Origin of the sequence: Hyphomonas sp. (assembly GCF_046313735.1) — a bacterium.
Classification (GTDB): Bacteria; Pseudomonadota; Alphaproteobacteria; order Caulobacterales; family Hyphomonadaceae; genus Hyphomonas.
Genome location: NZ_JBKBXW010000009.1, coordinates 77,831 through 102,448 on the forward strand (window position 1 = coordinate 77,831; position 24,618 = coordinate 102,448).

Consider the following 24,618-nt stretch of genomic DNA (forward strand, 5'->3'; position numbering starts at 1 on the left):
AAGGGCAAGCCCGCGAGGTGAGGTTATGGCAAGGCAGAGCGGCTCCGGCGGGCCGATCATCATCAAGAAATATGCGAACCGGCGTCTCTATGACACGTCGACCTCGTCCTATGTCACCCTCGAACACCTCTCCGAACTCGTCCGCGAAGGCCAGGACTTCGAAGTCCGCGACGCCAAGACCGGCGAGGATCTGACCCGCCAGGTCCTCACCCAGATCATCTTCGAACACGAAACCAAGGGGCAGGGCGCCCTGCCGCTGAATTTCCTGCGCCAGCTTATCGGCTTCTATGGCGGCGGGGCGCAGGCTTTCCTGCCGCCCTTCCTCGAAATGTCGATGAACAGTTTTTCCGCAGCCCAGAAGGAATGGCGCAAGGCGGCCAATCCCATGAACCTGTTCGAGGCGCAGGCCCGGCGCAACATGGCGATGTTCGAACAGGCGATGAAGCTGTTCAATCCCGCGCTCTACCCGGCCCCCGGCACATCTGAAACAAAGACGTCAGCGCCGCCGGCGAACCCGCTGATGGAATACCAGGCCGAAGCCCTTGCCGCGATGCAGGAGCAGATGGAAACCATCCAGAAACAGCTCGCCGAGCTCTCCCGAAAAGACTGAAGCAGAGGGGCTGACCCGCGCCGCGCGCGGGCCAGCGTCCCCTCCGGGCCTTAAAGGTCTCCCGCCACGCCGAAGTCGCGGCGTGCCGACACGATCGTGACGATCACCCCCGCCAGCACATCCAGCAGCGTCATCGACATCAGGATGAAGAAGGTCGAGGTCGCAAAGTTCGGCATCAGCAGGAACTGGACAAGGCACAGGATGAACAGGAGCAGCGAGATGCCGTGATTGATGATCGTGGCGGTGCCGGTGCTCGTCGATTTCAGGATTTCCAGGAACAGGAACACAACCGCCACCAGCACGATGGCATCGCCCTTGGTCAGAACCCACTCCACGCCGGAAATCATCGGCAGGCCGACGAACCGCTCGTTCAGCAGCGCCGCCATCGGCGCCGGGATCTGCCCGGTTGCATCGGGCTGGGCCACCGGCGCGCCAAACATCAGCGCCATCAGATTGTAAAGAATGACCGGGATGACGAGCAGCGGAAAGATGCCGAAGACGACGCGCATGAATGACCCCTGTTTCTGTTGACCCTTGCCGTTTCCGTTGCGCCGCTGCTGATCCATCTTCGCAGCCGCGACGCCAGTCAGCGCAAGTCTCGTGCTTTTCGAGGCTTTCGATGACATTACCACCCTCAGGAACGGTTAACCGGGAAGCCCCTGTCTAAACTATCCCCCCGGGTGATGCGAGCGGATTTGCAGCGCCGAGGCCAGAACTGGCGGGTTTGCGCCGGGTTTCAGCGCTCGCGCGGCGGCTCGAACCGCGCCTCTTCGGCCCGGTGGTGCAGCTGCAGGTTGAGCAGGATGGCCTTCGCCACCGGCAGAAGCCACAGGCACAGCCCGGTCACCATCAGCGCCACCCCGATCATCGCCAGCACTTTCAGGAGGTCCGGCAGCGGGCTCATCGGCACCAGGAACAGGAAGGGCGCCGTCAGGATCAACACGCCGAACCCGACAAAGAAGGCCGGCCCGTCCGCTGTGTCCGCCGCCCGCATGTCCCGTCCGCAAGCCGGGCATTCCTCCCGCAGCTTCAGGTATGCCGAGAACACCTTGCCCTCGCCGCACGCCCCGCAGCGCAGGCGCAGGCCGGACAGGATCGGGGTCGCTGGCTTGGTCATGCCCGTCAGTTAAGCGCCGCTCAGCCCATCCGCGCTGTGACAAACCCCCGCGCCGCCCCTTGACGCGCCCCGGCGCTTTGCCCACGAGTGCGCCCGTTTTGTCACCTCCCCGGAGCGCCCCATGCCCGACCCCGTCTTCCAGCGCATCGCCCTGATCGGGGCCGGCCTCATCGGCGCCTCCATCGCCCGCGCAGCCGCCGAAACCGGCGCCGCCGAAGTGATTGCGCTCTATGACGCGAGCGCCGATGTCCGCGCCCGCGCCGATGCGCTTGGCCTCGGCAGTGTCGCGCCCACGCTGGAAGCTGCTGTCAGTGGGGCGGACTGCGTTATCCTCTGCGTCCCCGTCGGCGCCATCGGCGCAGTCGCGGCCGGCGCCGTGCCGCACATGAAGGATGGCGCCATCCTCACCGATGTCGGCTCGGTCAAGGCAGAGGCCGCCCGCGCCCTCGCCGCCGCCGCCGAGCCGCGCCTGCATGTCATCCCCGGCCACCCCATCGCCGGCACGGAACAGTCCGGGCCTGAGGCGGGCTTTGCGACCCTCTTCCGCGGCGCCTGGCATATCCTCACCCCGCTGCCCGGCGGCGGAGAGGGTTACGACGCGGCTGTCGATGCGCTCAGCGCTTTCTGGCAGCGCCTCGGCGCCCGCGTCGAAACCATGGACGCTGCCCGCCATGACCGCGTCCTGGCCATCACTTCGCACCTGCCCCACCTGATTGCCTTCAACATTGTCTCCACCGCCTTCGACATGGAAACGGTGGAGCAGGGCGAAGTCGTCAAATACTCCGCCGGCGGCTTCCGGGACTTCACCCGTATCGCCGCCTCCGACCCCGTCATGTGGCGCGACGTGTTTCTCAACAACAAGGAAGCCGTGCTCGAATGCCTCGGGCGTTTCTCCGAAGACCTCGCCGCCCTCCAGCGCGCCATCCGCTGGGGCGACGGCGATATGCTGATTAAAGAATTCACCCGCGCCCGCTCCATCCGCAAGGCGATCATTGATGCGGGCCAGGATTGCAGCGCGGTCAACTTCGGCCGCAACGCGCCCGATACCGAAGACCAGGCCTGAAGCGGGGTTATTTCGGCGCGCGTTTCGCCAGGATACGCTGCAGCGTCCGGCGGTGCATGTTCAGGCGCCGCGCGGTTTCCGAGACATTGTGATTGCACAGCTCATAGACCCGCTGGATATGCTCCCAGCGCACGCGGTCTGCCGACATCGGGTTCTCCGGCGGGGCAGGGCGCTCATCCTTGGTCGCGGTCAGCGAACGAATGATGTCTTCCACATCCGCCGGCTTCGACAGGTAATCCACCGCCCCGGCCTTCACCGCCGCTACCGCTGTCGCAATCGCGCCATACCCCGTGAGGATCACCGCGCGCGCTTCCGGGCGGTATTTGTGCAGCTGTTCCACCACTTCCAGCCCGCTGCCATCTTCCAGCCTCAGGTCCAGCACGGCATAGGCCGGCGGGTTGAGCCGCGCGATATCCTTGCCTTCCGAAACGCTAGAGACTGCCGAGACCACAAAGCCCCGCTGCGCCAGTGCCCGGGCCAGGCGCTGCACGAACGGGCCGTCGTCATCCATTACCAGGCAGGATTTGTCTTCCACGCCTTCGAGGCTCGGATGCAGGTTCACAGTGGCAGGGCGTTCCATGGGGCGGGGGCTCCTTCAGGGGCCTGATCAGGTCAATTTTTGGCCATATAGGGCGTATTCGCCGACTAATCCAAGCCGCGCGGCAGCAGGGCGGCGAGCGGCCACACCGCCTGCACAACCGCGCCGGTGCGCGGCGGCGTCCGGTTGCGGCTCGCAATCCGCCCGCCCGTCCGCTCGATCAGCGTTTTCGCGATGAAAAAGCCCAGTCCCATATCCCCCCCGCCAAGGCGCGCCTCGGACCTGTCAGATATGTAGGGCTCGCCCAGTTTCGGCAGCACTTCCGAAGAAAATCCCGGTCCGTCATCGGTTATCGTGATCACCACCTGGTCCGCCGTCCAGCTGGCGGTCGCCTCCACCCGGCTGGCGGCAAAGCTCACCGCATTCTCGATGAACGCGCCGAGGGCATGCAGGATTTCCGGGCTCCGCCCGATCACCGGCGGGCGGTCCTCTGCGCCTTCGCCCGGAACCGCGCGCACGATTACCGCTACGCCGAGGCCTTTCATCGGCGCCGCCGCCTCCTCCACCAGCGCGTCCAGCGGCATCCTTGCGTGCACAATGTCGGTCGCGTCCCGCGCCTCGCGGATCGCCGACAGGATGCCCCGGCAGCGTTCGGCCTGTTCGGCGATCAACCCGATGTCCTCGGCATGGGGATCGCCGGGCGGCAGGTCGCGTACCAGCTCATTGGCCACCAGGTGGATCGTCGCCAGCGGCGTGCCCAGCTCATGCGTTGTCATCGCCGACATCGCGCCCAGCGCCGACAGTTTCTGCTCGCGCGCCATCACCACGCTCGCCGCGTCCAGCGCGCGCACAAGCCGCGCCTCGTCCTGGCTCACCCGCGCCGCCGACAGCGTGAAGAATACAACCCCGACCGCCAGCGCCGCAAACTGCCCCCACTGGAACAGGATCGGCAAATGCGTGCCGCCCGCCCGGTCCCAGGGCAGCGGCAGGCTCAGCACCGGCATCAGCGCCGCAAGGCCCAGCGCCAGAACGGCAATCAGGCTCGCCCGCAGCCGGCTGAGGCTCAGCGCCGCCACCGTCACCGGCGCCAGCATGAGCAGCAGGAACGGGTTCGACAGGCCCCCTGTGGCCGCAATCAGGGCCGCCAGCTGCACCGTGTCGAAGCCCAGCTGCAGCATCGCCTCCCAGCCGCGCGTCAGCCGCTGGGAGGGGAAAGCGAAAGACAGGAACACATTCAGCCAGGCCGAGGCCGCAATGATCGCCAGACACAGCGCCAGCGGCATATCAAAGCCCAGCCCGAACGAAACCAGCAGAACCGCCGCCGTCTGCCCGGCTACCGCCAGCCAGCGCAGCGTGATGAAGGTGCGCAGCCGTGTGCGCCCCAGCGCCGATTGGGCCGAGCCGAGCCCCTCGGGCGCGAGCGTGAAGATCGCGTCCTCAAAACCTAGTCTCGAATCGCGGCCCGCTTCATCCATGCCGGTCTTATGCGGCAGCCTGTCCCTTGCGCCAAGCGCGGCAATCCGGCCTATGAGGCGCCATGATCCGTGCCGTTCTCCTCGCCGCTTCCGCCCTTTTCGCTCTCGCTGCTTGCGGAGAGGCTAGCGCCCCCGCCAGCGGCCCGGCGCCGATTGCCAAGGCCGGCGGCGTCCAGTCCGGCTGCACCAGCCGCGCCTATCCCCAGATCGGCGGGCCGATCAGCCTCACCGACCATAACGGCCGGCGTGTCACAGAGGCTGATTTCAAGGGCCAGCCCACGGTGATCTATTTCGGCTTCACCTATTGCCCGGATGTCTGCCCCGCTGCGCTGAGCACGCTCGGCGCGGCCTACCGCATTCTGCCCGAAGACGCCGTGCGCCCGCAGACCCTGCTGATCACGGTCGATCCCGAGCGCGACACGCCCGAAGCCCTCGCGCTCTACACAGGCTCGCAATCCTTCCCGCCGGGTCTCCTCGGCCTGACGGGCACGGACGCCGAAATCCGCGCCGCCGCCGATGCCTTCAAGGCCGACTATGCCCGCGTCGACCAGCCCGACAGCCTCGCCGAATACACGATGGACCATACCGGCCTCATCTATGTCATGGACGAGGATTGGTCCCTGAAGACCTTCTTCACCCACGAAGACACCCCCACCACCATCTCCGCCTGCCTCGCGGAGTTGTTCTAGGCGAGGTTCAGCACAAGGCTGAACGCTGGAAATCGCTGGCCCTCCGGCTGGAAGGGCGCCGTTGACAGACTTCTGACTGCCCGGTTTGCTTCGAGTATGGACCCACGCCCGCCCACTCGCACCCCGCATTTTGTCTGGGACAATGATGGGCCAGCCACTCTGTCATCGGCGCAGGGGCTCTTGTCCCTGATGTGCAGTTACGCCAGCTTCTCGCGGGACTGGATGGACCGCGAGGGGCGCAGCCTTCACGTGGCCGTGGAAAGCGAAACACAACAGGACGCGATCATCACGCTTTCGGGTGTCATCAACGGGCGCATCGAACTCTCCATTGCCCCGTCTCTCTGGCTGCGTGTGGATGTCTATCTCGGCGGCGCCTGGTTCGGGCGCGGCTGGATCGAGCGCGGCTATGAGGAGTGCGAGATCTGGCCCGACGGGTCTGACGGCATCATCGGGCCTCGCGTCGAGGACGATCCGCCGGGCCGCATCTCGAAGCGTGGCTCCTGGATCCAGTTCGACACGTCGCAATGGCCCGGCCACGAGCGCCCGGAGCGCTGGGTGGGGTTTGAGATAACCGGGGCCTGACGGCTGCAGACCCTCTCGCGAGAAGCTCGCTAAGGGAAGCCTGCGTATCAACACGCCCGCCGAAACAATCTTCACCTGCCTCGCGGAGTTGTTCTAGACTGGGCGCAGAGCAGGAGCGCAGCATGTGGGACGGCGGCCCTTTCAGCGGCACGAAGATGGCGCTGATCTGCGAGACCTCCCTCATCGCCTACCTGCGGGACGACAAGCCCGGAATCCCGTTCCCCGGCATGTGGGACCTGCCCGGCGGTGGCCGCGAGGGCGCAGAAAGCCCCATCGAATGCGCTTTGCGCGAGCTTGAGGAAGAATTCGGCCTGCTCCTCGATCCCGCCTGCATCCGGCAGGTCAGACGCTATCACAATCCCGCGCGCACTGGCCTCGACACCTATTTCTGTATCGCCGCCGCGGAGGCCTCAGACATCGCGCGCATCCGGTTCGGAGACGAGGGGCAGCACTGGCGCCTGATGGGAATCGAAGAATTCATCTCCCACCCGAACGCCGTCCCCCACCTCCAGCAACGCCTCGCCGAAATGCTCCGGCAATTCTGACCTAGGGTGGCCAGCTGGCGCCCCTAAACCTCGTCTGCCCCGCCGGGGTTCCTCCGCCGGCGGATCAGCCACATCACGCCGCGCAGGTCGGACAATGCGTCCGCCAGCCGGCCGAAATTGGTATAGTTCGACTTGCCCGTCCCGCGCGGGCGGTGGTTCACGTCCCGGAACTCCACCTCATGCCCGTCCGCTCGCATCAGCGCCGGCATATACCGGTGCATGTGATCGAAATACGGCAGCTGCAGATACGCCGCCCGGTCCATCACCTTGATGCCGCAGCCGCTGTCATCGCAATCATCGCGCAGCAGCCGCTTGCGGATGCGGTTGGCAAACCGGCTGCCGAAACGCTTCCACGCCGTGTCCTTCCGGCTCGCGCGCCGCCCCATCACCATCTTCAGCCCGTGCGGGGCATCGGCCCGCGTCATCTGGCGGTAGAGGTCGGGCAGGTCGGCGGGGTCATTCTGCCCGTCGCCGTCCAGCGTGCCGATGATGGGCGCCCGCGCGCCCTGTATCCCGGTGCGGATCGCCCGGCTCTGCCCGGCATTGTTCCGGTGGCTGAGGATGCGCAGCATCGGATACTGCGTCTTCAGCGCGATCAGCTTCGCGCGCGTATCGTCGCTCGAACAGTCATCGACGAACACCATCTCATAGGCCCGACCATCGAGCGCCTTTGCAATCTCGGCCACCAGCTGGCCGACATTGCCGGACTCGTTATGCACCGGCACAACCACGGAAAATTCAAGCGAGTCAGCCACTCCGGCAGTTCCTGCATCAGTTTCAGACAGAGGGGCCACATACCCGCCTCTGCGTCCAAAAGCGAGCCTCCTGAACAGGGCGCCTGTTGCCGCGCCGCCGCCGCCAATTCCGCAAGACGGCTGCCGCGCGCCGCGCTAGAAGGCGGGCCATGACCCTGCTCGACCGTATGTCCCATGGCTGGAAGGCCTGGGCGCTGCTCTTCCTCATCACCTTCGCCGCCGCCGCGCCCGGCGTGGTCATGATCCCCGCGCTCGACCGGGATGAGAGCCGCTTTGCCCAGGCCTCCAAACAGATGCTGGAGGAGGGCGACTTCATCCTCATCCGCTACCAGGACGAGCTGCGCAACAAGAAGCCCGTCGGCATCCACTGGCTGCAGGCTGCCTCCACCGCCGCCTTCACCGGGCCTGAGGCCAAAGCGATCTGGACCCACAGGGTGCCCAGCTGGCTCGGCGCGGCCTTTGCCACGCTCGCCTGTTTCTGGGCCGGGATTCCGCTCATCGGCCGTCGCGCCAGCTTCCTTGGCGCCGCCCTGCTCGGCGCCACGATCCTTTTGACCACCGAAGCTCACATCGCCAAGACCGATGCGCTGCTCGCCTGCCTCACCACCCTCGCGCTCGGCGGCCTTGCGCGGCTCTATTCCGAAACCGGCACGCCGCGCGCGATGGCCGTCATCGTCTGGGCAGCCCTCGGCGCCGCCTTCCTCGTCAAGGGGCCGGTCGCGCTGATGGTTGCGGGCTTTGCCGCCGCCGGTGTGTGGCTGTGGGACAAGCGCCGCACGGGCGAAGGCGGCAGATGGTGGCGCCCGCTGCTCTGGCTGCCGGGCCCGGCCCTGTTCCTCCTCATCGTCCTGCCCTGGTTCATCGCGGTCGAGATTTTCTCCGGCGGCACATTCCTCGCCGGCGCGGTGGGGGAGGACCTTTCCGACAAGGTCGGCGGCGCCTCCGAAGGCCATGGCGGCCCGCCCGGCTACCACCTCCTCGCCAGCCTCGTGATGTTCTTCCCGGCGATCCTCCTGCTGATCCCCGCCATCATGGCCAGCCTCCGTTCCCTGCGGGGGGAAACCCTCACTGCCCTCGGACATGGCACGGACGGCCTCCGCTTCCTCCTTGCCTGGGCTGTGCCCACCTGGCTGTTCTTCGAAATCCTGCCGACCAAGCTCGTCCACTATGTGTTGCCCGCCTATCCGGCCCTCGCGCTGCTCTGCGGCTATGCGGCGGTGCAGATGATGGACGGTATGAAGATGCCCCGCGCGCGCGGGCTTGGCATGGTGCTCTTTGCTGCCGGCGCCATCCTTCTCCTCACTGTCTCGTTCCCGGGCGTCACCTCTTACGTGATGGATGGGGAATCCCGCCGCTTCGCCTCTGTCTCGCGCGAACAGGTGCAGGAGGCCTGGCTGGCCTACCGCGAATTCCCGCTCTGGTTCTGGGCCGCAGGCTTTGCCCTCGCCGGTCTCGCGCTTGTGGAGTCCGCCCGCGCGCGCACCGGCGCGGCCATTACCCTTGCCGTCTGCGCCAGCCTCGCCATCGGCTGGCATGTGCGCGGCGTCATGCTGCCCTCGCAGGCCTGGCTCCACCCGACCGAAACAGCCCGCGCCGCGCTGGAAGATGTCTGCGGCGTGCCGGGAGAGGCGGACCTCTGCAATGTGCCCGTGCCCGCGCGTGTCCTCGCGCTCGGCTATTCGGAGCCCTCCTATGTGATGACGCTCGGCACCCAGAACCTCCACTCGCCAAAAGCCCCGCAGACGCTACCCACCGATCCCGCCGCCTATCCGGTGGTCTACCTCCTGAACTTCGAAAGCCGGGGCGAGCCCGCGATGACGGACATTGCCGCCGCCCTGCGCGCGGAGGCCATCAGCCTCGGCGCCTGCCTGACGGAAGGCGAAAGCCACTATGCGCTCAACTATTCCAATGGCCGCCCGGTCCATTTCCGCGCCTGGCGGTTTGATTGGGGCAGCTGTCCCTGAAGGCCTGCCTATCCAACAGAAATCCGGCGTGTATTCCAATAATATCAAGGCCATAAAATAAACTTATCCGACCCCTGCCGCAGCGGGTGTATAATGCCTGCAAGATGTTCTCGCGCCTCCTTCCCGCTCCTGGCCTGTCACCGCTGCAGCTCCTGCTGTGGCCGCTGATCTGGCTGCAGCTGGTCGCGCTGAAACATGTCATCCGGCGCCATTACGGCCGCGGCGTGCCCTACCTCGTCGTAATCAGCCGCTTCGGCTTTGTCGAAATCGCCCGCATCGCGGCCGAATACCGCGAAAGCGTCATCCCTGGCCACCTCGTGCCCGGACCTGCGCCGGCGCCGAAACCCGTCAGCGCAAGGCTGCGCCAGCTCGCCGCGATTCTGACCGATGCCCGCGCCTGCGTGCCTGCGCCGCTTCTGGCCGTCCCTGCATTCGCGGGGCCGCAAACCGGGGCGCAAACCCTCACCCCCGACACATCCTAGCGCGCACCTACGCGGCACTGCATCGCCATCTTCGTCATGCCCGACCGGCAAAGCCGGTCCGGGCCCCCATCCCGTGCCCGAAATCCACAGCGCTACGCCGCGTCGTCCCCACACGCCCCACCCCTGTCATTCCGGCGAGCGCCGGAGCCCAGAGGCGGCAATGCACCCTGTAAATTCTGGATCCCCGCATTCGCCGGGAAGACAAGACGCGGGAGTTTCCCGGTTCCCCGATAAAGCCCAGCTGCCCAGCAAAGAAGCATCCAGGAAGCTCCTCAGAGCTCCAGTTCAACATCCCAATAGAGGTAATCCATCCACGTCTCATGCAGATGGTTGGGCGGGAAGCGCCGGCCGATTTCCTGCAGCTGGTAATTGTTCGGCCGGAAGGGCCGGCGCTGCAGTTCCAGCCCGCTATCCTTCAGCATCCGGCCGCCCTTTGCGAGGTTACAGGGGCTGCAGGCCGCCACGATATTTTCCCAGCTCGTCCGCCCCCCGCGCGAGCGCGGCACGACATGGTCAAACGTCAGATTGTCCGGCGAGCCGCAATAGGCGCATTCGAACCCGTCGCGCAGGAACACGTTGAAACGCGTGAAGGCCGGCGGGCGGTCCTGCCGCACGAAGTCGCGCAGCGCGATGACCGAAGGCAGGCGCATCTCCCGGCTCGGGCTGCGGATCACGCAGTCATATTCGGCGATGATGTCCACCCGGTCGAGGAAGACGGCCTTGACCACTTCCTGCCAGGGCCAGAGCGACAGGGGATAATAGGAAAGCGGCCTGAAATCCGCGTTCAGTACGAGGGCAGGGCGGCCGTGGGGCGGGGCGGTGATGATCTCAGCCATGCATCCCTCCGGTCGGGGCCTTATGGGCGGTATCCTGCGTATCGCGACTGAAGACGGCGGCTCCTCTAGCTGTCTCGCCCGCTTCATAGGCGATTCCTGTCATGAGATTATGACAGTGACCGGCGAACGCAAGCCGCAGCTTTCAGGCGCCTTTCGGGGCCGGGGCGGCATCGCGCGCCCGCTCGGCATTCAGCCAGCCCCACAAGAGGTGCGCCGCCACACCCCGATGCGGCCGCCAGGCCTCGGCATGTGCAGTGAAGGCTTTTGACTCCATTCGGATTTCATAGCCGCCAAGCTGCTTGTGGGCCTCCATCAGGCCGACATCCGCCACCGGGAACGCATCCATTGCGCCGACCGCATAGAGCAGGAACAGCTCCGCCGTCCAAGGCCCGATGCCGCGCACCGAAACCAGCTCCGCCCGTGCCGAATCAAGCTCAGCCGCGCACACGCGCGCAAGGCTGAGCTCGCCGGTCACCATCGCTTCGGCAATGGAAGACAGGTGCGCGATTTTCGGCCGCGACAGGCCGCACGCCCGCAGCGCCTCGAAGTCTGCCGCCAGAAGGCTTTCCGGCGTCACCTCGCCAAGGTGCCCCTCCACCCGTCCCCAGATGGTGGCCGCCGCCTTGGTGGAGAGTTGCTGGTGCGCGATCACCCGGCCGAGCATCGCGAAGGAAGGCTCTCCCGTCCGCCAGTCCGGCACCCCGATGGTCTCATACGCCCGCCCCAGCGCCGGATCAGTCCCGGCCAGCCGTTCACACGCCGCCTTCAGTTTCCGGCGGGTGGGGGCAGATGTCATGGACGGCGCCCCGCCTGCGCTGCCCGGCCTTCTTCCAGCAGCCGGTTGGAGGCCGCTTCAAGCTCACCCTCCAGCCGCGGCATCAGCGTCTTCCGGTCCAGCCCCGCCGGGATGGGCGGCAGCACCTCATACACCACCAGCCCCGGCCTGCGCCGCGCGCCCTTCGCCGGCCAGCACAGCCCGGCATTGGTCGCCACCGGCACGATTGGCAGGTCCAGCGCCTTGTTGAGCGCGGAAATCCCCGCTGGCTGATAGGCTGGCGGCGCGCCCGGCGCTGTCCGCGTCCCTTCCGGGAAGATCACGACCGAGCGGCCCTTTGCGGCCCGCGCCTTTGCGGCGGCCACCATGGCCTTCAGCGTTTTCGCCGTCCCCGCACGGTCAATGGGGATCATGTCCGTCTTCAGCGCATACCAGCCGAGGAAAGGATAGAACAGAAGCTCCCGCTTCAGCACGATCGCCGGCTCCCGGCACAGCAGGAAGGGGATGAACACGTCCAGCATACAGTGATGCTTGCCGGCATACAGGAACGGCTCGGGCGGCAGATGCTCCCGGCCCCGGATTTCCGTGCGCACGCCGCAAATGTGTTTCAGCCCGAACCGGATGATCTGGGTATAGAGCCCAATCGCCCGCATTGCCGCCACCTTGGGCAGGACCATCAGCGGAAGATAGATCATCGCTGCCAGCGCCATCCAGCCATACAGCCAGACCACGAACAGCCAGGAACGCAGCATCGTCATTGCCGTGCCTCTAGCTGCGTTCTGCCGCCGCGTCACTACATGACAGACCGGAGCGCGCGCATCACCGTCAGCCCGGCTGCCAGCCGCGCAGCCAGCCCCGCAATGATCGGCGTGGCGATCAGGATGGTGAGGTCGCCAAGGCCGAGGCTCAGCTCCGGCAGCAGCCCGCCATGGCCGGGCGCGCTGCGGGCGAGCGCGATCAAGAGCGCGATGCCGGCCAGCGCCACCAGCGCGCCCACCGTTCCGGCCCGCAGCCCCAGCAGCCAGAACCGCCGCTGGAACAGCCGGGCGATGAACCGGTCCCGCGCCCCGGCAATGTGCAGCACGTCTACAATGTCCCGCCGGGCCAGCAGGGCCGCATGGGTGGCAAAGGCGACCACCGCGATGGCCGACGCCGCCAGCAACGCCACGATGACCAGCGCGATGAGCCGCGCCGTGCCGAGCATCCTGCGCACCTCGCCCGCCCAAGCGGCATGGGAGTCCACCGCAGCCGGATGGCCGGCGGTCTCCAGCGCGGAGACAAGCACGCGGCTGATATCTCCGGCCTCGGGGTCTGCAGTCACCGCAATCAGGCGGGGCACCGGCAGGTCGGCGGGCAGGCCCCGGCTGCCGAAGGTCGGCTCCAGCAGCAGCGAGATCTCCGCATCCGACAGGAGCCGCGCGCCGCTGACGCCGGCAATCTCGCGCACCAGCCGGGTGGCGGCTTCGGCGGCGGCAGCGTCGGCATCGATCAGGGAAACCGTGTATTCGCCCTCCACCTCGGCGGTCCAGGCCTGCGCCGCGCCATAGGTGGACTTCGCCGTCAGCGCCGCCAGCGCCGCCAGGAAGCAGAGCGCGCCCACGACAAAGAACAGCGCCGCCTCGCGTGCATCCTCGAGGGGCAGGAGGGAGGTTTCGCCGCGTTTCATGTGGCTACCGCCCGCTTTGCGGCCGCGTCGCTGCGCCGCCGCGCAGTCTCGCCGGAGGCGGGCTCCTCCTTCACCAACAGGCCGTTCAGGATCCGGTAGACCGGCGCCTCCACCTGCCGAACGAGGCCCATATCATGCGTTGCGATGATCACGGTGGTGCCAAGGCGCTTGTTGAGCTCGGTGAACAGCCGCATCAGGCGCGCGCCCATTTCCGGGTCGACGTTGCCGGTCGGCTCATCCGCGATCAGCAGGTCCGGCTGGGTGACCACCGCGCGCGCGATGGCGACGCGCTGCTGCTCCCCGCCGGACAGGGTCTCCGGCCGCTTGTGCATCCGCTCGCCAAGGCCGACCCAGGCAAGCAGCTCCTCGACATCGGCGCGGTAGTGCGACTCGCGCCTACCCAGTACCCGCAGGGGCAGGGCGGCATTCTCATAGGCCGTCAGATGTCCGAGCAGGCGGAATTCCTGAAACACGACTCCGATGCGCTGGCGCAGGTGGGAAAGCTGGTCGCGGCTGAGCCGGCTGGTCGGCCGGCCGAAGAGGGACACCTCGCCCGAGCTTGGCGGCTGTGCCAGATAAAGCAGCTTCAGGAGGCTCGACTTGCCCGCCCCGGAGGCACCGGTCAGGAAGCTGAACGAGCCGGGTTTCAGGACGAGATCAATCCCGCTAAGAATATCGCCTGACGAATCATAGCGCAGCGTCACCGCATCGAGGCGCACCGCCGCATCATCAAACAGGTCCGCGCGGGGATAACTCATGGGCGGGGGCCTCCCTGGCAGCGGGCAAGACGGGCGGGGCGAGAAGCGGGAAGAGCGAAGCGGGCCATGATCCTTACCTGTCCTTCCTGCAGCACCCATTATTTCGCCGATGACTCAACAATCGGTGAAAGCGGCCGCACTGTTAAATGCGCCAGCTGCGGCCATTCCTGGTTCGTGCGGCCTGCGGGCGACGATACCGAGCGAGAGCCGCCCCCGCCGCCGCATGAGCTTTACCGCGAACGGATGCGGGAACGACGCCGCGAAAAGAGCCGGCTGGCCGCTGCCCTCTCATGGGTCCTGATGGCGCTGGTGTTCGTCGGCCTTACGGCGGCGGCATTCTTTTTCCGCAGCGAGATCGTGCGTGTCTGGCCGCAATCGGCAGGCGCCTATCGCCTGTTCGGACTTGAGGTGAACCGGTTCGGCCTCGATTTTGAAGGCCAGGTCGTCACCCGCACCTTCAATGATACCGTGCCGATCGTGACGATTACGGGGCGCGTGGTGAATGTGTCCCAGGCCGCTGTGGACGCACCCGGCGTGCGCATTGACCTGCGCGATGAGCGCGGGGCGGTGGTCGCCACCCGCTACAGCCTGATCACGCCGATTGCGCTGCAGCCCGGCGAAGCCGGCCAGTTCGGCGCGGTGATCGAGCCGGCCCCGAATGAGGCGTTCGACCTGGGGCTCAGCTTTGTCGAATTGTCCGAGGTGCCGCCCCTGCCGCCGGCCGGGCCTGTTCCGGACCTGCGCGATATGCCGCCTGCGGATGATCCGTACAGCGATGGGGATTAGGTAATGGACAGCGCGCCTGCGATGGAAGTGATCGTCAGCGAGGCGGACCTCGCCGCGCGCATTGAGGACCTTGCAGACCGGCTGGCCGCCCGCCTCGGGAAAGATCCGTGGACGGCGGTTTCCATCCTGATCGGCGCGATGCCGTTCACCACCGACCTCATGAAGGCGCTGGCGCGGCGCGGCGTCATGCCGATGCTGGATGTGATCTGGCTGGAAAGCTACCGCGATGCGCGCGAAAGCTCCGGCCGCGTCGTCGTGCGGGCCGACATCTCCCGCTCTGTCGAAGGGCGCGGCGTCGTGCTCATCGACGATGTGTTCGACACCGGGCGCACGCTGGATTTTGCACGCAGCCATCTTCTGGCCAAGGGCGCACGCGAGGTGATCACCGTGGCGCTGACCCAGAAACCATGGGCCCCGCGCGGGGCCGACGGAGTTGATTTCTGCGCCTTCGACGCGCCGGGCCGCTTCCTCGTCGGCTATGGCATGGATGACAAAGGGCAATATCGGGGGCTGCCCTTTATCGGGGCGCTTGATTGATTTGCTTGGTGCTGATCGCAGGCTGATGCCTGCGGCACCTGTGCCTGCGCCAAAAATCCGGAGCTCATCCTGAGCGCAGTCGAAGGATGTGCCAAGCGGAACCGCCCCGCGTCCCGGCTCGCCCTTCGACTTCGCTCAGGGTGAGCCTTCGGCAGCTGTCAGGGATTTTCAGGGAACGGAACAAGTTTCTGTCGTGACCCCCGATGGCCTTCGGTCATCAGAGGTCACGACACAGGCGTCAGATAATCAGTAGGCGACCGAGAAGCGCACGCCATAGAAGCGGGGCTTGCCGGCGATGAAGGTCGGGATGCCGAAACCGTCGCCGGTATTGCCGGCATCGATGATATACTTCTCATCGAGCAGGTTGGTGGCGTAGGCTTCAACCGAGAAGCGGTCGCCCGGCAGGTCGAGGCCGAGATTCAGGTTGAGGAGGCCGTAGGCATCCTCGCTGATCAGGTCGCGCTTGGAATTGTCGAAATAGACTTTCGACTGCCAGGTATAGCTCGGCACCACGCGCACCGTGCCGAAGCCGGTCTCGGCCCGGAAGCGGGCGGCGAGCGAGGCGGTATGGTCCGGCGAGAGGCGCAGCGGGTTGCCGCCGAACTGCTGCGGCTGTCCGTTCACGGACTTGTCGAAGCGGGCGTTGTTGTAGCCATAGGAGGCGATGACGTTCAACGCGTCGCTGACCAGCCAGTTCGCCTGGATCTCGCCGCCGGTGGAGGAGGCATTGCCCGCATTGATCGGCACGATGATGCCATCATCCACGATGCTCGACTGGAAGTTCTTGTACTCATAGGTGAACACCGAGGCATCGAGCAGGAGGCGGTTGGCGAGCAGGCTCGACTTGACGCCCACTTCATAGCTGTCAACCGTCTCGGCCGGCAGCAGGGTGAAGCGCTGGTTCGGGTTGGTGAAGGACGGCGCGATGACTTCAGGGATGCGCCCGCGGGCATAGTTGCCAAACAGGTTCACATTGTCCGAGAGCTGATATTTCGCGGCAAGGCGCCAGGTAACGCCTTCGAAACTGTCGGACCGGGTGAGGCGGCCATTCGTCGGGGCCACAATGATCGAGCCGAGCGTAAGATTGCTCGGGCCATTGGTGTTGCCGGCCTCGATCGAGGTGCGCTTGTCTTCGTCCGTGAAGCGGATACCGCCGGTGATCTCGAGGCGGTCATTCACGGCATAGCTGGCATCGGCGAACACATCGAGGGCAACCGTGCGGCCATAATTGGCGAAGAATTCCTCATGGAAGGGCTTCAGCGGGATCACGAGCAGGCCGCCCGATTGCTGGAAGGCGGTGAGGTTGATGGCCGGAAGGGCAGAGGCGGGCGGGGCGTTCGGAGCGGTCAGGAAGCCGCCGAGGAAGGCCTGGATCGCGCGCTCGTCAAAGCCGAGCGGGACGAGCTGGCGGCCGGTTTCCTTGAAGTAGGAGCCGCCGATAAAGCCGGTGAAAGCGCCGCCGCCATCATAGTTGAAGCGGATTTCCTGGCTCAGCTGGTCGCCCTTGGCGTCCTCTGCGAAGATCAGAAGCTCCGTGCCGAAACCGTCGGGATCGAACACTTCGAGGCTGTTGAAGTGGCGCGTGCCGGTGATCGAGCTGGCGGTCCAGCTGTCGGAGATGCGCCAGTCAGCGAGGAAGGTGGCGGACTGGACCGTGCGGTCGAGCCCGAGTTTCCTGCCGCCGAGGAAGCCGCCGAAGCTGTTGAGGTTGGCAGGCTCCCACGGATCGACCGAGGCGCCGGGGGCGGGGGCATAGACCTTCGATTTGAAGGACGTGCCGGTGTTGTCGTTTTCCTGCCAGTTGAGGATCAGGTCGAGGCGCACATCGGGCGAGGGCTCGAGGCCGAAGCTGACGCGCACGGCGCGCATGTCTTCGCCGTTGAAATCATCCTCATTCGGATTGAGGCTTTCGACGAAGCCATCGCGCTTGCGGTAGCGGGCGGCGACGCGCACGGCGAAGGTGTCGGCGATGACCGGATAATTGACGGCGCCATCGGCGAAGACCTCGCCGAAATTGCCGCCGCCGATGGTGGCGCGGGCGGTGGTCTCGGCAGTGCTGGCTTTCGCCTGGATGATGTTGACGCCGCCGATCAGCGCGCCCCGGCCGAACAGGGTCGGCTGCGGGCCTTTGGCGACCTCGACGCGCTCAACATCAAACAGCTCGACGATCGAGCCGCGCGAGCGGGAGAGGGAAACCCCGTCCTGGAAGATGGCGATGCGGGGCTCGATATTGGCCTCGCCGGAATCCGAGGTGATGCCGCGGATCACGAAGCCGGGATTGTTCGGGCTCTGCTCCTGCACCTCGAAGCCGGGAATGAAGCGGGCGACATCCTCGAAATCGTCAAGGCCGAGATCGCGCAGGAAGGAATCATCGACCACGCTGACGGCGACGGGCACGTCGCGCAGGCTCTGCTCGCGCTTCTGCACGGTGACGGTGATCGTGTTCTGGACCAGCGGGCTGTCATCCGCCTCGGTGGTTTGTGCGACGGCCGCGAAGGGCGCGGCGAGCATCAGGCCGGTCAGCGAGGCGCTGCCGAGAAGGGTTTTCAACATGGGAGGCTCCTGCGGTGGGTATTTCGCAGGTGCGGTAGAGATGGTTGGCGACAGATGCGTTTCGGTTTTGCGACGAACTGGTAACAGGGCCGTCATGTGGCGGCGCAGCAACAGGGGGTGCCAGTTTTGTGGTCAGGTCCGCCGCATGTCAGGGCAGTGGTGACCGCCTGGCGGCACTACCACGCCCCGACATTCGGTGCGCTGGCCCAGGGTTCCTGCGGGGCGAGGGGTTTGCCCTTCTGGAGGAGTTCGACGGAGATGCCGTCCGGCGAGCGGATGAAGGTCATGCGGCCATCGCGCGGGGGGCGGGAGATGGTGACGCCGAGATCGGCGAAGCGCTGGGTGGCGGCGTAGATGTCCTCAACCTCATAGGCGAGGTGGCCGAAATTGCGTCCGCCTTCATAGGCCGTCTCGTCCCAGTTATGGGTGAGTTCCACCATCGGGATGTCCATGGCGGTCGGCGAGGTGCCGGGCGGCACGCCGCCGCGCGCAGCAATATCCTGCGGCGAGGCCAGGAAGACGAGGGTGAAGCGGCCGGCTTCATTGTCATAGCGGGTGATCTCGGTGAGGCCGAGGCCGTCGCAATAGAAGCGCAGGGCAGCGTCAATGTCGCCGACGCGGACCATGGTGTGGAGATAGCGAATGCTCATGAATGGGCGTCCTTCAGATGGCGGATGACCTGGCGCAGATTGGGCGGCATCAGGGCGTAATAGCGCCGCATGGCGATGGCGAGGATGAGGATGGTGAGCCCCATCACGGCGAGGAAGAAGCTGAAAGTGTGGATGAAGGTGCCGACCTCGAAGACCGGATCGGAGCCGGTGGCCTGCCAGATGGCGGTCCACACCGAGTTGAACAGGCTGGAGACCGGGGCGAGCGTCACGGTCATGAAGGCGGCGCAGGCATAGACATAGGTGCCCGCGCGCGGGCCTTCGGCGCGCAGGTAGAGATCGGTGAATTCCTTCTGGCTGACGCTCGGTGGCAGCTCGCCCTCCTGCTGGCGCAGGGCGAGGAGCTGGGGTGCAAAGTCGCGCGCTTGTTTCCAGCGCCACGCAAGATGGGCGCCCCAGGCAAGGATGGCGATGACAAGGAGAAAATAGACCCACATGGGCTGAAGACAGGTTCCCGGACTGGCGCAGCGCAGATCAGGGCGCCGGGAGATCAGCCCCCGGCGAGGCGCGCGCGTTCATAAACCAGCATGGCCCGTTTCCGGTCCACACCCCAGTGATAGTTATGTAGCCGGCCATCGGCTGCAAGGGCCCGGTGACAGGGGATGAACCAGCTGAGCGGATTGGCGCCGACCGCTGCGCCCACAGCGCGGGCGGCTTTCGGCATGCAGACCTGCGCGGCCAGGGCGCCATAGGTGCGCGTCTCGCCCGCCGGAATGTTGATCAGCGCGCGCCAGACCTGGCGGCGGAAAGGCGTGCCATAGAGGCAGACGGGCAGGGGCGCGTCCTCCTCGAACACCTGCCGGGCCATGCGCTCTGCGGCGGCGTCGTCGCGGCGGATCGTGGCGCCCGGATAGCGCCCGGTGAGGTCGGCAAAGGCGTCGTCTTCGCGCCGGCCCTGATGCTGGAAGCCGGTGCGCGGGGGGGCGCCCTCATCAATGAAGCCGAGCGCGACGAGGCCGCGCGGGCTGATCAGCCAGGCGCCCATGCCGAACGGGGTCGGCGCGCGGCCAAGGGTCAGGTCTGCGCCGCGCCCGCCGGCCTTGGCTTCGCCGGGGCTGAGGGCTTCATGGGCGATGAACAGGTCGTGCAGCCGGCCGGGACCAGAGAGGCCGATCTCGAGGGCGGCCTCCAGCACGCTGGCGCCACCCCGAAGCGCCGCGCCGGCCTCGGCATGGGCGATGGCGGACTGGAACTGGCGGGGGCTGACCCCGGCCCAGCGGCTGAACTCGCGCTGGAAATGCGAGGGCGAGAGGCCGGCAGCCCGGGCAGCCGCGTCAAGGTCAGGCCAGGCGTTCCATGTGTCGCCGAGCCAGCCGAGGGCCTTGGCCATCCGGTCATAGGCGCGGGCGCGCTCGTCGAGGGGGAAGGGGGCGGGGTCCATGGGCGCAAGATTGCCGCAGGCCGAAGGGGCGCGCCACCCGATTCCTGCGGGCGGCATTCCGGGGCAGGCTGCGCCATAGGCCGGGGCAGGCTGCGCCACAGGGCCGCTGTTCCAATTGCCCCTTTCCTGCGGCAGGGAAGACGCGCAAAGTGGCGCGCACAAAACACGAGGGAAGGGAAAAACACGGCCATGGCGGACGCCCGCAGCATCATCCTGCATGAATATCCTTCCTCCCCCTATGCCGAGAAAGTGCGCCTGGCGCTGAGGCTGAAGAACCTCGGCTATGCGCGCGTCGAGCTGCCGATGGTGATGCCGCGGCCGGACCTGATGCCGATGACGGGGGGCTATCGCCGCGTGCCGGTGATGCAGATTGGCGCGGATGTATTCTGCGACACGGCGATCATCCTGCGCGAGCTGGAGACGCGCTATCAGCACCTGCCGCTGAAGCTGCCCGGGCATGAAGGCCTCGCGCAGATGGTGGCAGGCTGGACGGATGGGCGCTGGTTCCAGTGCTCGGTCGCGGTGATCTTCGGCGCGATCGGCGACGGGGTGCCCGAGACGTTCATCAAGGACCGGGAGCAGCTTTCCGGCCGGCCGTTTGACCTTGGCGCGATGAAGGCGGTGGCGCCGATGATGCGCGACCAATGGCGCGCGCGGCTGATGCTGCTGGAAGAGCGCCTTGCGGGCGGCAAGGGCGCGGGCGCCGGCCTCTACATGATCGGCACGAAGCCGGGCCTCGTCGATGTCCACGCCTATATGAATGTCTGGTGGATGAAATCGGCGGTGCCGGACTTTGCCGATGCGTGCCTCGCCGTCGCGCCGCTGACTAGGGCCTGGTATGAGCGCCTGAGCGAGGTGACGGGCCAGGCGCCGGAGACGATCACGTCTGCCGAAGCGCTGAGGATCGCGAAGGATGCGGCGCCCCGCCTTCTCGCCGCCACGACGCTGGACGAGCCGCAGGGCTTCCGGGCGGGCGAGCGGGTGGCGGTCGCGCCCGACGATTACGGGCAGGTCTGGGTCGAGGGGGAGCTGGTCCATGCCGACGCGCAGCGCGTTGTCCTCCAGCGCGTTTCGGACGAGGCCGAGACGATCCATGTTCACTTCCCGCGGGCGGGCTATCTGGTGCGCCGGGCCTGAGCAGAACCTGAACCCCGGCCCGATCGGGGCTTGCGATGCAGCCTCCCTCCGCTAGGCTCTCTGGAAAGAGAACCCTAGGGAGGAGCAATCATGAGGAAATGGCTTCTGGCGGCGGCGGCGCTTGTGACCGCCTGCGCGCATGTGACAGCGGATGAGGGCGCGCGGCCCGCGCCGGGGGATGAGTGGTATCCCTCGCGCTTCGGGGCGGAGGACCGGCTGGGCGCGATCAACCTGATCACGCCGGAGAAGACGGCGGCTGCCGCGCAGCTCATCCGCACGGGCAAGACCTATGCGCTGGGGCAGGTGACCGGGCCGGACACGCCGGCCTATGGGCCGCGCAGCTATTCGATGACAATTCTTCAGCTCTCGGACGGTTCCGGCACGCCGCTGGGCGAGAACCGGGCGACGGGGAATGACGATCTTGTCTTCACCTGGCTCGGCATTGGCAGCCAGATCGACGGGCTCGGCCATATGGGCATCAATCACCGCTATTATAACGGCGTTCCGGTGGCAGACTTCGTCACCACCTCCGGCGTGACCCAGTTCGGCACGCATGAGCTGCCGCCGATGGCGACGCGGGGCATCCTGCTCGACATGACGAAACAGTTCGGCAATCCGGTGCCCGCGGGCACGGCGTTCAACCGCGCGGAAATAGACCGTGCACTGAGCGATGCGGGTCTCAGCGTGGAGCCGGGCGATGTCGTCCTGTTCCATACCGGCATGATGCAGGCGCTGGAAGGCGTTAAGGAGCTGTCACCGGTGGAGCCCGGGCTCGGCGTTGAAGGCGCGCAATACCTTGCTGACCTTGGCGCAGCGGCGGTCGGCGCAGATACCTGGGCGCTGGAAGTGATCCCGTTCGAGAATGAGCTGAGACCGTTCGAGGTGCACCAGGTTCTGCTGGCGAAGAACGGGGTCTATATCCTCGAGAACATGGTGACGCATGAGCTTGCCGCCGACGGGGCGACGGAGTTTTTCTTTGCGCTCGGTGTGCCGCGGCTCGAGGGCTCTGTCCAGGCGATCATCAATCCGGTCGCGATCCGGTAATCTGTATACAGAATGAAAAGCGCCGCCCCCGGATGGGAGCGGCGCTGATCGTTCATCTGCCTGCGGATCAGAAGGTCAGCATCGCCTTGACATAGACGAAGCGGCCCGAATAGCCGAAGGGCGAGTAGGTCGAGAACGGCGTGTTGCCGGTCGTGTTGAGGCCCAGAGGGGCAGCGTCCGGATATTCGTCGAACAGGTTGTCCGCCCCGGCCGACAGGGTCAGCCGGTCATTCCAGGTGTAGCGGCCTTCAAGGTCGATCACCGTTTTCGGGCTTTGGGTATAGCTGAGCGCCGCATTGGCCTGCGGCACGAGCACTTCGCCATAGCGAATGCCGCGCAGCGTAGCACCGAACACGCCGTGCTCCCAGTTCAGCTGGCCGGTGAACTTGTCCTTCGGCGCGCCTTTTTCATAGGTCTCGACGTTGACGCGGCCGAACAGCACCGGTGCCGGGTTGAGCGCGGTGAGCTGCGGCAGGGCCGGGACAGCTGTGACCTTGGTTTCGTTGAAGTTCGCGCCAAGTGTGGCGTTGAACGTGCCAAGGCCCGTTTCCGGGAAGGTGTAGTTGGCGATGATGTCGACGCCTTGCGTTTCGGTATCCACACCGTTCAGGAAGAACCGGCCGCCGCCCGCGCCGATGAAGCCCTGCTGCTGCAGGAAGGCCTGGACGTTTGTCTGGGTCAGGTTCTCGGACAGGACGATCCGATCATCCACATCAATGCGGTAGGCATCGACGGTGAGGTTGAAGGCGCCCATGCGGAAGACCGCGCCGAGGGCATAGTTGACCGAGGTTTCGGCATCCAGCGGCTTCGCGCCGAGGGCAACCGCCACCGGGTCATCGACCGTGAAGGTGGTGATGTCGAAGGGAACGCCGTTGATGAAGTTCGTTGAGGTCGTCGTGAAGTATTGCTGCTGCAGCGACGGGGCGCGGAAGCCGTTCTGGATCGACCCGCGAAGGGCGAAGTTTTCGTTGAAGTCATACCGGGCGGCGAGCTTGCCGGTCAGCGTCTCGCCGAAATCGGAATAGGACTCCCCCCGCACGGCGGCGGAGACAAGGAAGGCATCGGTGAGGTTGGCTTCCAGGTCGAGATAAATGCCGATGGCCGTGCGGTCTTCATCGCGCTCATTCTCCGGGCGGAAGCCGGGGAATACCTGAGAGCCCGACGCGGTCGGGTTGCCGTTCGGCAGCAGGACGCCGCCATTGCGGTAGGAGTCCGGCTCGCCGGCGAAGATCTCATAGGTCTCGCGGCGGGCTTCCACGCCCCAGGCGACGTTCAGGTCGGAGGCGAGGCCGCCGACTTCAAAGCCGCGCACGAAGCCGAGGTTGGCGACAAGCTGGGTGTGCTGGTAGCCGCCGGCATCGAACGAGGTCTTCGAGGATGGGCCCAGCGACCGGTTCAGCGTGTCGATGATCTGGAACTTCATCTTGTTGGAGCCGTAGCCGATCGAGGCATCAGCCTCCCAGCCGGCCAGCTCGAAGCGGGCGCCGCCAAGGGCCGAATAGTCCGTGGTCGTCGGATTGATTTTCGGCAGGAAGCCGTCCGGATAGATCTGGATGACGTTGCGGGCATCGTTCGCGACCCGGATGAAGCCCGCCGAGACGGTTTCGCGGTCCTGGAAGCTCGCCCAGCCATAGAGGTCGACGCCGTTCTGCAGCGTCATGCCGGCATTGGCGAACAGGCTGACCTGTTCCAGTTCCGGCTCGCCTGTCCAGGCATTGAAGCGGTTGATGCTGCCTTCGCGCGGGTCCGCCGCGCCGTTGACCAGCGGGTATTGCTGGCGGTGGTCATATCCCGAGCGCTCGGTGCGGCTCTGGTCCTTGTACTCGCCGGTGATGGTGATGAAGCCATCATCGCCCAGCGAATAGCCTTTCCAGCCGCCGACGGTCAGGATCTGGCCGTCGGTGCGCTTGCGGCTGACCGTGCGGCCCGGATCGGGCACGCCGGCCAGCGTGGGCTGGATGACGGGCACGGTGTATTCGGTTTCGCGCCAGCCATAGCTCGCCTGGATTGCGCCGCCCGAGTTGGCTTCGCGCAGGCGCACATTGACCACGCCGGCAATGGCATCCGAACCATAGAGCGCCGAGGCGCCGTCACGCAGGATTTCAACACCTCCCACCGCGAGCGAGGGGATGGTGTTGAGGTCGACCGCCGAGGCGCCGCGCCCGATCGTACCGTTGACGTTCACGAGGGCAGCCGAGTGACGCCGCTTGCCATTGACGAGGACGAGGGTCTGGTCCGGGGCAAGGCCGCGCAGGGCTGCCGGGCGGATCGAGTCGGTGCCGTCTGCGAGGGCAGGGCGGGGGAAGTTGAAGGAGGGCAGGTTGACCGAAAGGGCCTGGTTGAGTTCGCCGACGCCGATGTTCTGCAGCGTCTCGCCGGAGATCACGTCGACTGGTGCGGCCGTATCCAGCGCAGACCGGTTGGCAACCCGTGTGCCGACCGTGACGACGGTCGTCAACGTGCGTGCCTCTTCATCCTGTTCCTGGGCAATGGCCGGCGCAGCTGCGGACAGCAATGCGACGGTTGTAGCTGCCGCTAGCAGCGAAGCTTTGAATTTCATGTGGTTCACCCCTCGTGTAGGCCGCCCGTCCGTTGGCGGCGTTGTGGAAAGTTATATGCAAGCTAAGGTGTGGGGGCTTGCCCAATCAACAAGTGAG

At 66.3% G+C, this 24,618-nt stretch carries 26 protein-coding genes; 11 read left to right on the top strand and 15 right to left on the bottom strand.

Features of this window, described 5'->3' with window-relative positions:
• Positions 1 to 25: 25 nt before the first annotated feature.
• Positions 26 to 610, top strand: a complete 585-nt coding sequence (gene phaR, locus ACK4SV_RS06385; protein WP_409916976.1) for a polyhydroxyalkanoate synthesis repressor PhaR — start codon at positions 26 to 28, stop codon at positions 608 to 610.
• 50 nt (positions 611 to 660) lie between these two features.
• Here phaR and ACK4SV_RS06390 read toward each other — a convergent pair whose 3' ends face one another.
• Complete coding sequence (locus ACK4SV_RS06390; RefSeq protein ID WP_409916977.1) at positions 661 to 1,119, bottom strand: hypothetical protein; 459 nt, start codon at positions 1,117 to 1,119, stop codon at positions 661 to 663.
• A 227-nt stretch (positions 1,120 to 1,346) separates the two neighbouring features.
• Entirely contained in the window at positions 1,347 to 1,727 is a 381-nt protein-coding gene (locus tag ACK4SV_RS06395) for a DUF983 domain-containing protein (protein ID WP_409916978.1), read from the bottom strand.
• 121 nt (positions 1,728 to 1,848) lie between these two features.
• On the opposite strand from ACK4SV_RS06395, the gene ACK4SV_RS06400 reads away from it, so the two are divergent.
• Positions 1,849 to 2,790 carry a prephenate/arogenate dehydrogenase family protein gene (locus ACK4SV_RS06400; RefSeq protein ID WP_409916979.1) on the top strand — a complete coding sequence of 314 codons (942 nt, stop codon included), beginning with the start codon at positions 1,849 to 1,851 and terminating at the stop codon, positions 2,788 to 2,790.
• A 7-nt stretch (positions 2,791 to 2,797) separates the two neighbouring features.
• Here ACK4SV_RS06400 and ACK4SV_RS06405 read toward each other — a convergent pair whose 3' ends face one another.
• Together ACK4SV_RS06405 and ACK4SV_RS06410 are read right to left on the bottom strand one after the other, a co-directional pair.
• Positions 2,798 to 3,370 (bottom strand): ActR/PrrA/RegA family redox response regulator transcription factor, encoded by a 573-nt coding sequence (locus ACK4SV_RS06405; RefSeq protein WP_409916980.1) that lies wholly within the window; start codon positions 3,368 to 3,370, stop codon positions 2,798 to 2,800.
• 65 nt (positions 3,371 to 3,435) lie between these two features.
• On the bottom strand, positions 3,436 to 4,803 hold the full coding sequence (locus ACK4SV_RS06410) for an ActS/PrrB/RegB family redox-sensitive histidine kinase (RefSeq protein WP_409916981.1): 1,368 nt from the start codon (positions 4,801 to 4,803) through the stop codon (positions 3,436 to 3,438).
• Between the two features lie 62 nt (positions 4,804 to 4,865).
• Here ACK4SV_RS06410 and ACK4SV_RS06415 point away from each other — a divergent pair, with 62 nt between their 5' ends.
• From ACK4SV_RS06415 to ACK4SV_RS06425, 3 genes are all read left to right on the top strand, one after another.
• Entirely contained in the window at positions 4,866 to 5,492 is a 627-nt protein-coding gene (locus ACK4SV_RS06415) for an SCO family protein (RefSeq protein WP_409916982.1), read from the top strand.
• Between the two features lie 189 nt (positions 5,493 to 5,681).
• Positions 5,682 to 6,074 carry a hypothetical protein gene (locus ACK4SV_RS06420; protein WP_409916983.1) on the top strand — a complete coding sequence of 131 codons (393 nt, stop codon included), beginning with the start codon at positions 5,682 to 5,684 and terminating at the stop codon, positions 6,072 to 6,074.
• A 122-nt stretch (positions 6,075 to 6,196) separates the two neighbouring features.
• The gene (locus ACK4SV_RS06425) at positions 6,197 to 6,619 is read left to right on the top strand and encodes an NUDIX domain-containing protein (RefSeq protein ID WP_409916984.1); all 423 of its coding nucleotides are present in this window, start codon (positions 6,197 to 6,199) and stop codon (positions 6,617 to 6,619) included.
• Between the two features lie 23 nt (positions 6,620 to 6,642).
• Here ACK4SV_RS06425 and ACK4SV_RS06430 read toward each other — a convergent pair whose 3' ends face one another.
• A complete protein-coding gene (locus ACK4SV_RS06430; protein WP_409916985.1) occupies positions 6,643 to 7,374 on the bottom strand; it encodes a glycosyltransferase family 2 protein in 732 nt (243 codons plus the stop codon).
• Between the two features lie 149 nt (positions 7,375 to 7,523).
• Here ACK4SV_RS06430 and ACK4SV_RS06435 point away from each other — a divergent pair, with 149 nt between their 5' ends.
• Positions 7,524 to 9,338, top strand: a complete 1,815-nt coding sequence (locus tag ACK4SV_RS06435; protein WP_409916986.1) for an ArnT family glycosyltransferase — start codon at positions 7,524 to 7,526, stop codon at positions 9,336 to 9,338.
• A 104-nt stretch (positions 9,339 to 9,442) separates the two neighbouring features.
• A complete protein-coding gene (locus tag ACK4SV_RS06440) occupies positions 9,443 to 9,820 on the top strand; it encodes a hypothetical protein (RefSeq protein ID WP_409916987.1) in 378 nt (125 codons plus the stop codon).
• 272 nt (positions 9,821 to 10,092) lie between these two features.
• On the opposite strand, the gene ACK4SV_RS06445 is transcribed toward ACK4SV_RS06440, so the two are convergent.
• From ACK4SV_RS06445 to ftsE, 5 genes are all read right to left on the bottom strand, one after another.
• Entirely contained in the window at positions 10,093 to 10,656 is a 564-nt protein-coding gene (locus tag ACK4SV_RS06445; RefSeq protein WP_409916988.1) for an HNH endonuclease, read from the bottom strand.
• Positions 10,657 to 10,798: 142 nt separating this feature from the next.
• Positions 10,799 to 11,452 (bottom strand): DNA-3-methyladenine glycosylase family protein, encoded by a 654-nt coding sequence (locus ACK4SV_RS06450; protein ID WP_409916989.1) that lies wholly within the window; start codon positions 11,450 to 11,452, stop codon positions 10,799 to 10,801.
• The gene (locus tag ACK4SV_RS06455) at positions 11,449 to 12,189 is read right to left on the bottom strand and encodes a lysophospholipid acyltransferase family protein (RefSeq protein ID WP_409916990.1); all 741 of its coding nucleotides are present in this window, start codon (positions 12,187 to 12,189) and stop codon (positions 11,449 to 11,451) included. The genes ACK4SV_RS06450 and ACK4SV_RS06455 overlap by 4 nt, the downstream gene beginning before the upstream one ends.
• 35 nt (positions 12,190 to 12,224) lie before the next feature.
• Positions 12,225 to 13,097, bottom strand: a complete 873-nt coding sequence (locus tag ACK4SV_RS06460; RefSeq protein ID WP_409916991.1) for a cell division protein FtsX — start codon at positions 13,095 to 13,097, stop codon at positions 12,225 to 12,227.
• A complete protein-coding gene (ftsE, locus tag ACK4SV_RS06465; RefSeq protein ID WP_409916992.1) occupies positions 13,094 to 13,855 on the bottom strand; it encodes a cell division ATP-binding protein FtsE in 762 nt (253 codons plus the stop codon). The genes ACK4SV_RS06460 and ftsE overlap by 4 nt, the downstream gene beginning before the upstream one ends.
• 66 nt (positions 13,856 to 13,921) lie before the next feature.
• Between ftsE and ACK4SV_RS06470 the strand changes: the two genes are divergently transcribed.
• Both ACK4SV_RS06470 and ACK4SV_RS06475 read left to right on the top strand, forming a co-directional pair.
• The gene (locus ACK4SV_RS06470; RefSeq protein WP_409916993.1) at positions 13,922 to 14,641 is read left to right on the top strand and encodes an MJ0042-type zinc finger domain-containing protein; all 720 of its coding nucleotides are present in this window, start codon (positions 13,922 to 13,924) and stop codon (positions 14,639 to 14,641) included.
• A gap of 3 nt (positions 14,642 to 14,644) precedes the next feature.
• On the top strand, positions 14,645 to 15,178 hold the full coding sequence (locus ACK4SV_RS06475; RefSeq protein ID WP_409916994.1) for a phosphoribosyltransferase: 534 nt from the start codon (positions 14,645 to 14,647) through the stop codon (positions 15,176 to 15,178).
• Between the two features lie 246 nt (positions 15,179 to 15,424).
• Here the strand turns inward: ACK4SV_RS06475 and ACK4SV_RS06480 are convergent, their stop codons facing one another.
• The 4 genes from ACK4SV_RS06480 to ACK4SV_RS06495 form a co-directional block, all read right to left on the bottom strand.
• Positions 15,425 to 17,731, bottom strand: a complete 2,307-nt coding sequence (locus ACK4SV_RS06480) for a TonB-dependent receptor (protein ID WP_409916995.1) — start codon at positions 17,729 to 17,731, stop codon at positions 15,425 to 15,427.
• 176 nt (positions 17,732 to 17,907) lie between these two features.
• Entirely contained in the window at positions 17,908 to 18,381 is a 474-nt protein-coding gene (locus tag ACK4SV_RS06485; RefSeq protein WP_409916996.1) for a VOC family protein, read from the bottom strand.
• The gene (locus ACK4SV_RS06490) at positions 18,378 to 18,836 is read right to left on the bottom strand and encodes a hypothetical protein (protein WP_409916997.1); all 459 of its coding nucleotides are present in this window, start codon (positions 18,834 to 18,836) and stop codon (positions 18,378 to 18,380) included. The genes ACK4SV_RS06485 and ACK4SV_RS06490 overlap by 4 nt, the downstream gene beginning before the upstream one ends.
• Positions 18,837 to 18,889: 53 nt before the next feature.
• Positions 18,890 to 19,780, bottom strand: a complete 891-nt coding sequence (locus ACK4SV_RS06495; RefSeq protein WP_409916998.1) for a methylated-DNA--[protein]-cysteine S-methyltransferase — start codon at positions 19,778 to 19,780, stop codon at positions 18,890 to 18,892.
• Between the two features lie 189 nt (positions 19,781 to 19,969).
• On the opposite strand from ACK4SV_RS06495, the gene ACK4SV_RS06500 reads away from it, so the two are divergent.
• On the top strand, positions 19,970 to 20,917 hold the full coding sequence (locus ACK4SV_RS06500; RefSeq protein ID WP_409916999.1) for a glutathione S-transferase: 948 nt from the start codon (positions 19,970 to 19,972) through the stop codon (positions 20,915 to 20,917).
• A gap of 90 nt (positions 20,918 to 21,007) precedes the next feature.
• The gene (locus ACK4SV_RS06505) at positions 21,008 to 21,961 is read left to right on the top strand and encodes a cyclase family protein (protein ID WP_409917000.1); all 954 of its coding nucleotides are present in this window, start codon (positions 21,008 to 21,010) and stop codon (positions 21,959 to 21,961) included.
• Between the two features lie 67 nt (positions 21,962 to 22,028).
• Here the strand turns inward: ACK4SV_RS06505 and ACK4SV_RS06510 are convergent, their stop codons facing one another.
• On the bottom strand, positions 22,029 to 24,521 hold the full coding sequence (locus ACK4SV_RS06510) for a TonB-dependent receptor plug domain-containing protein (RefSeq protein ID WP_409917001.1): 2,493 nt from the start codon (positions 24,519 to 24,521) through the stop codon (positions 22,029 to 22,031).
• Positions 24,522 to 24,618: the final 97 nt, after the last annotated feature.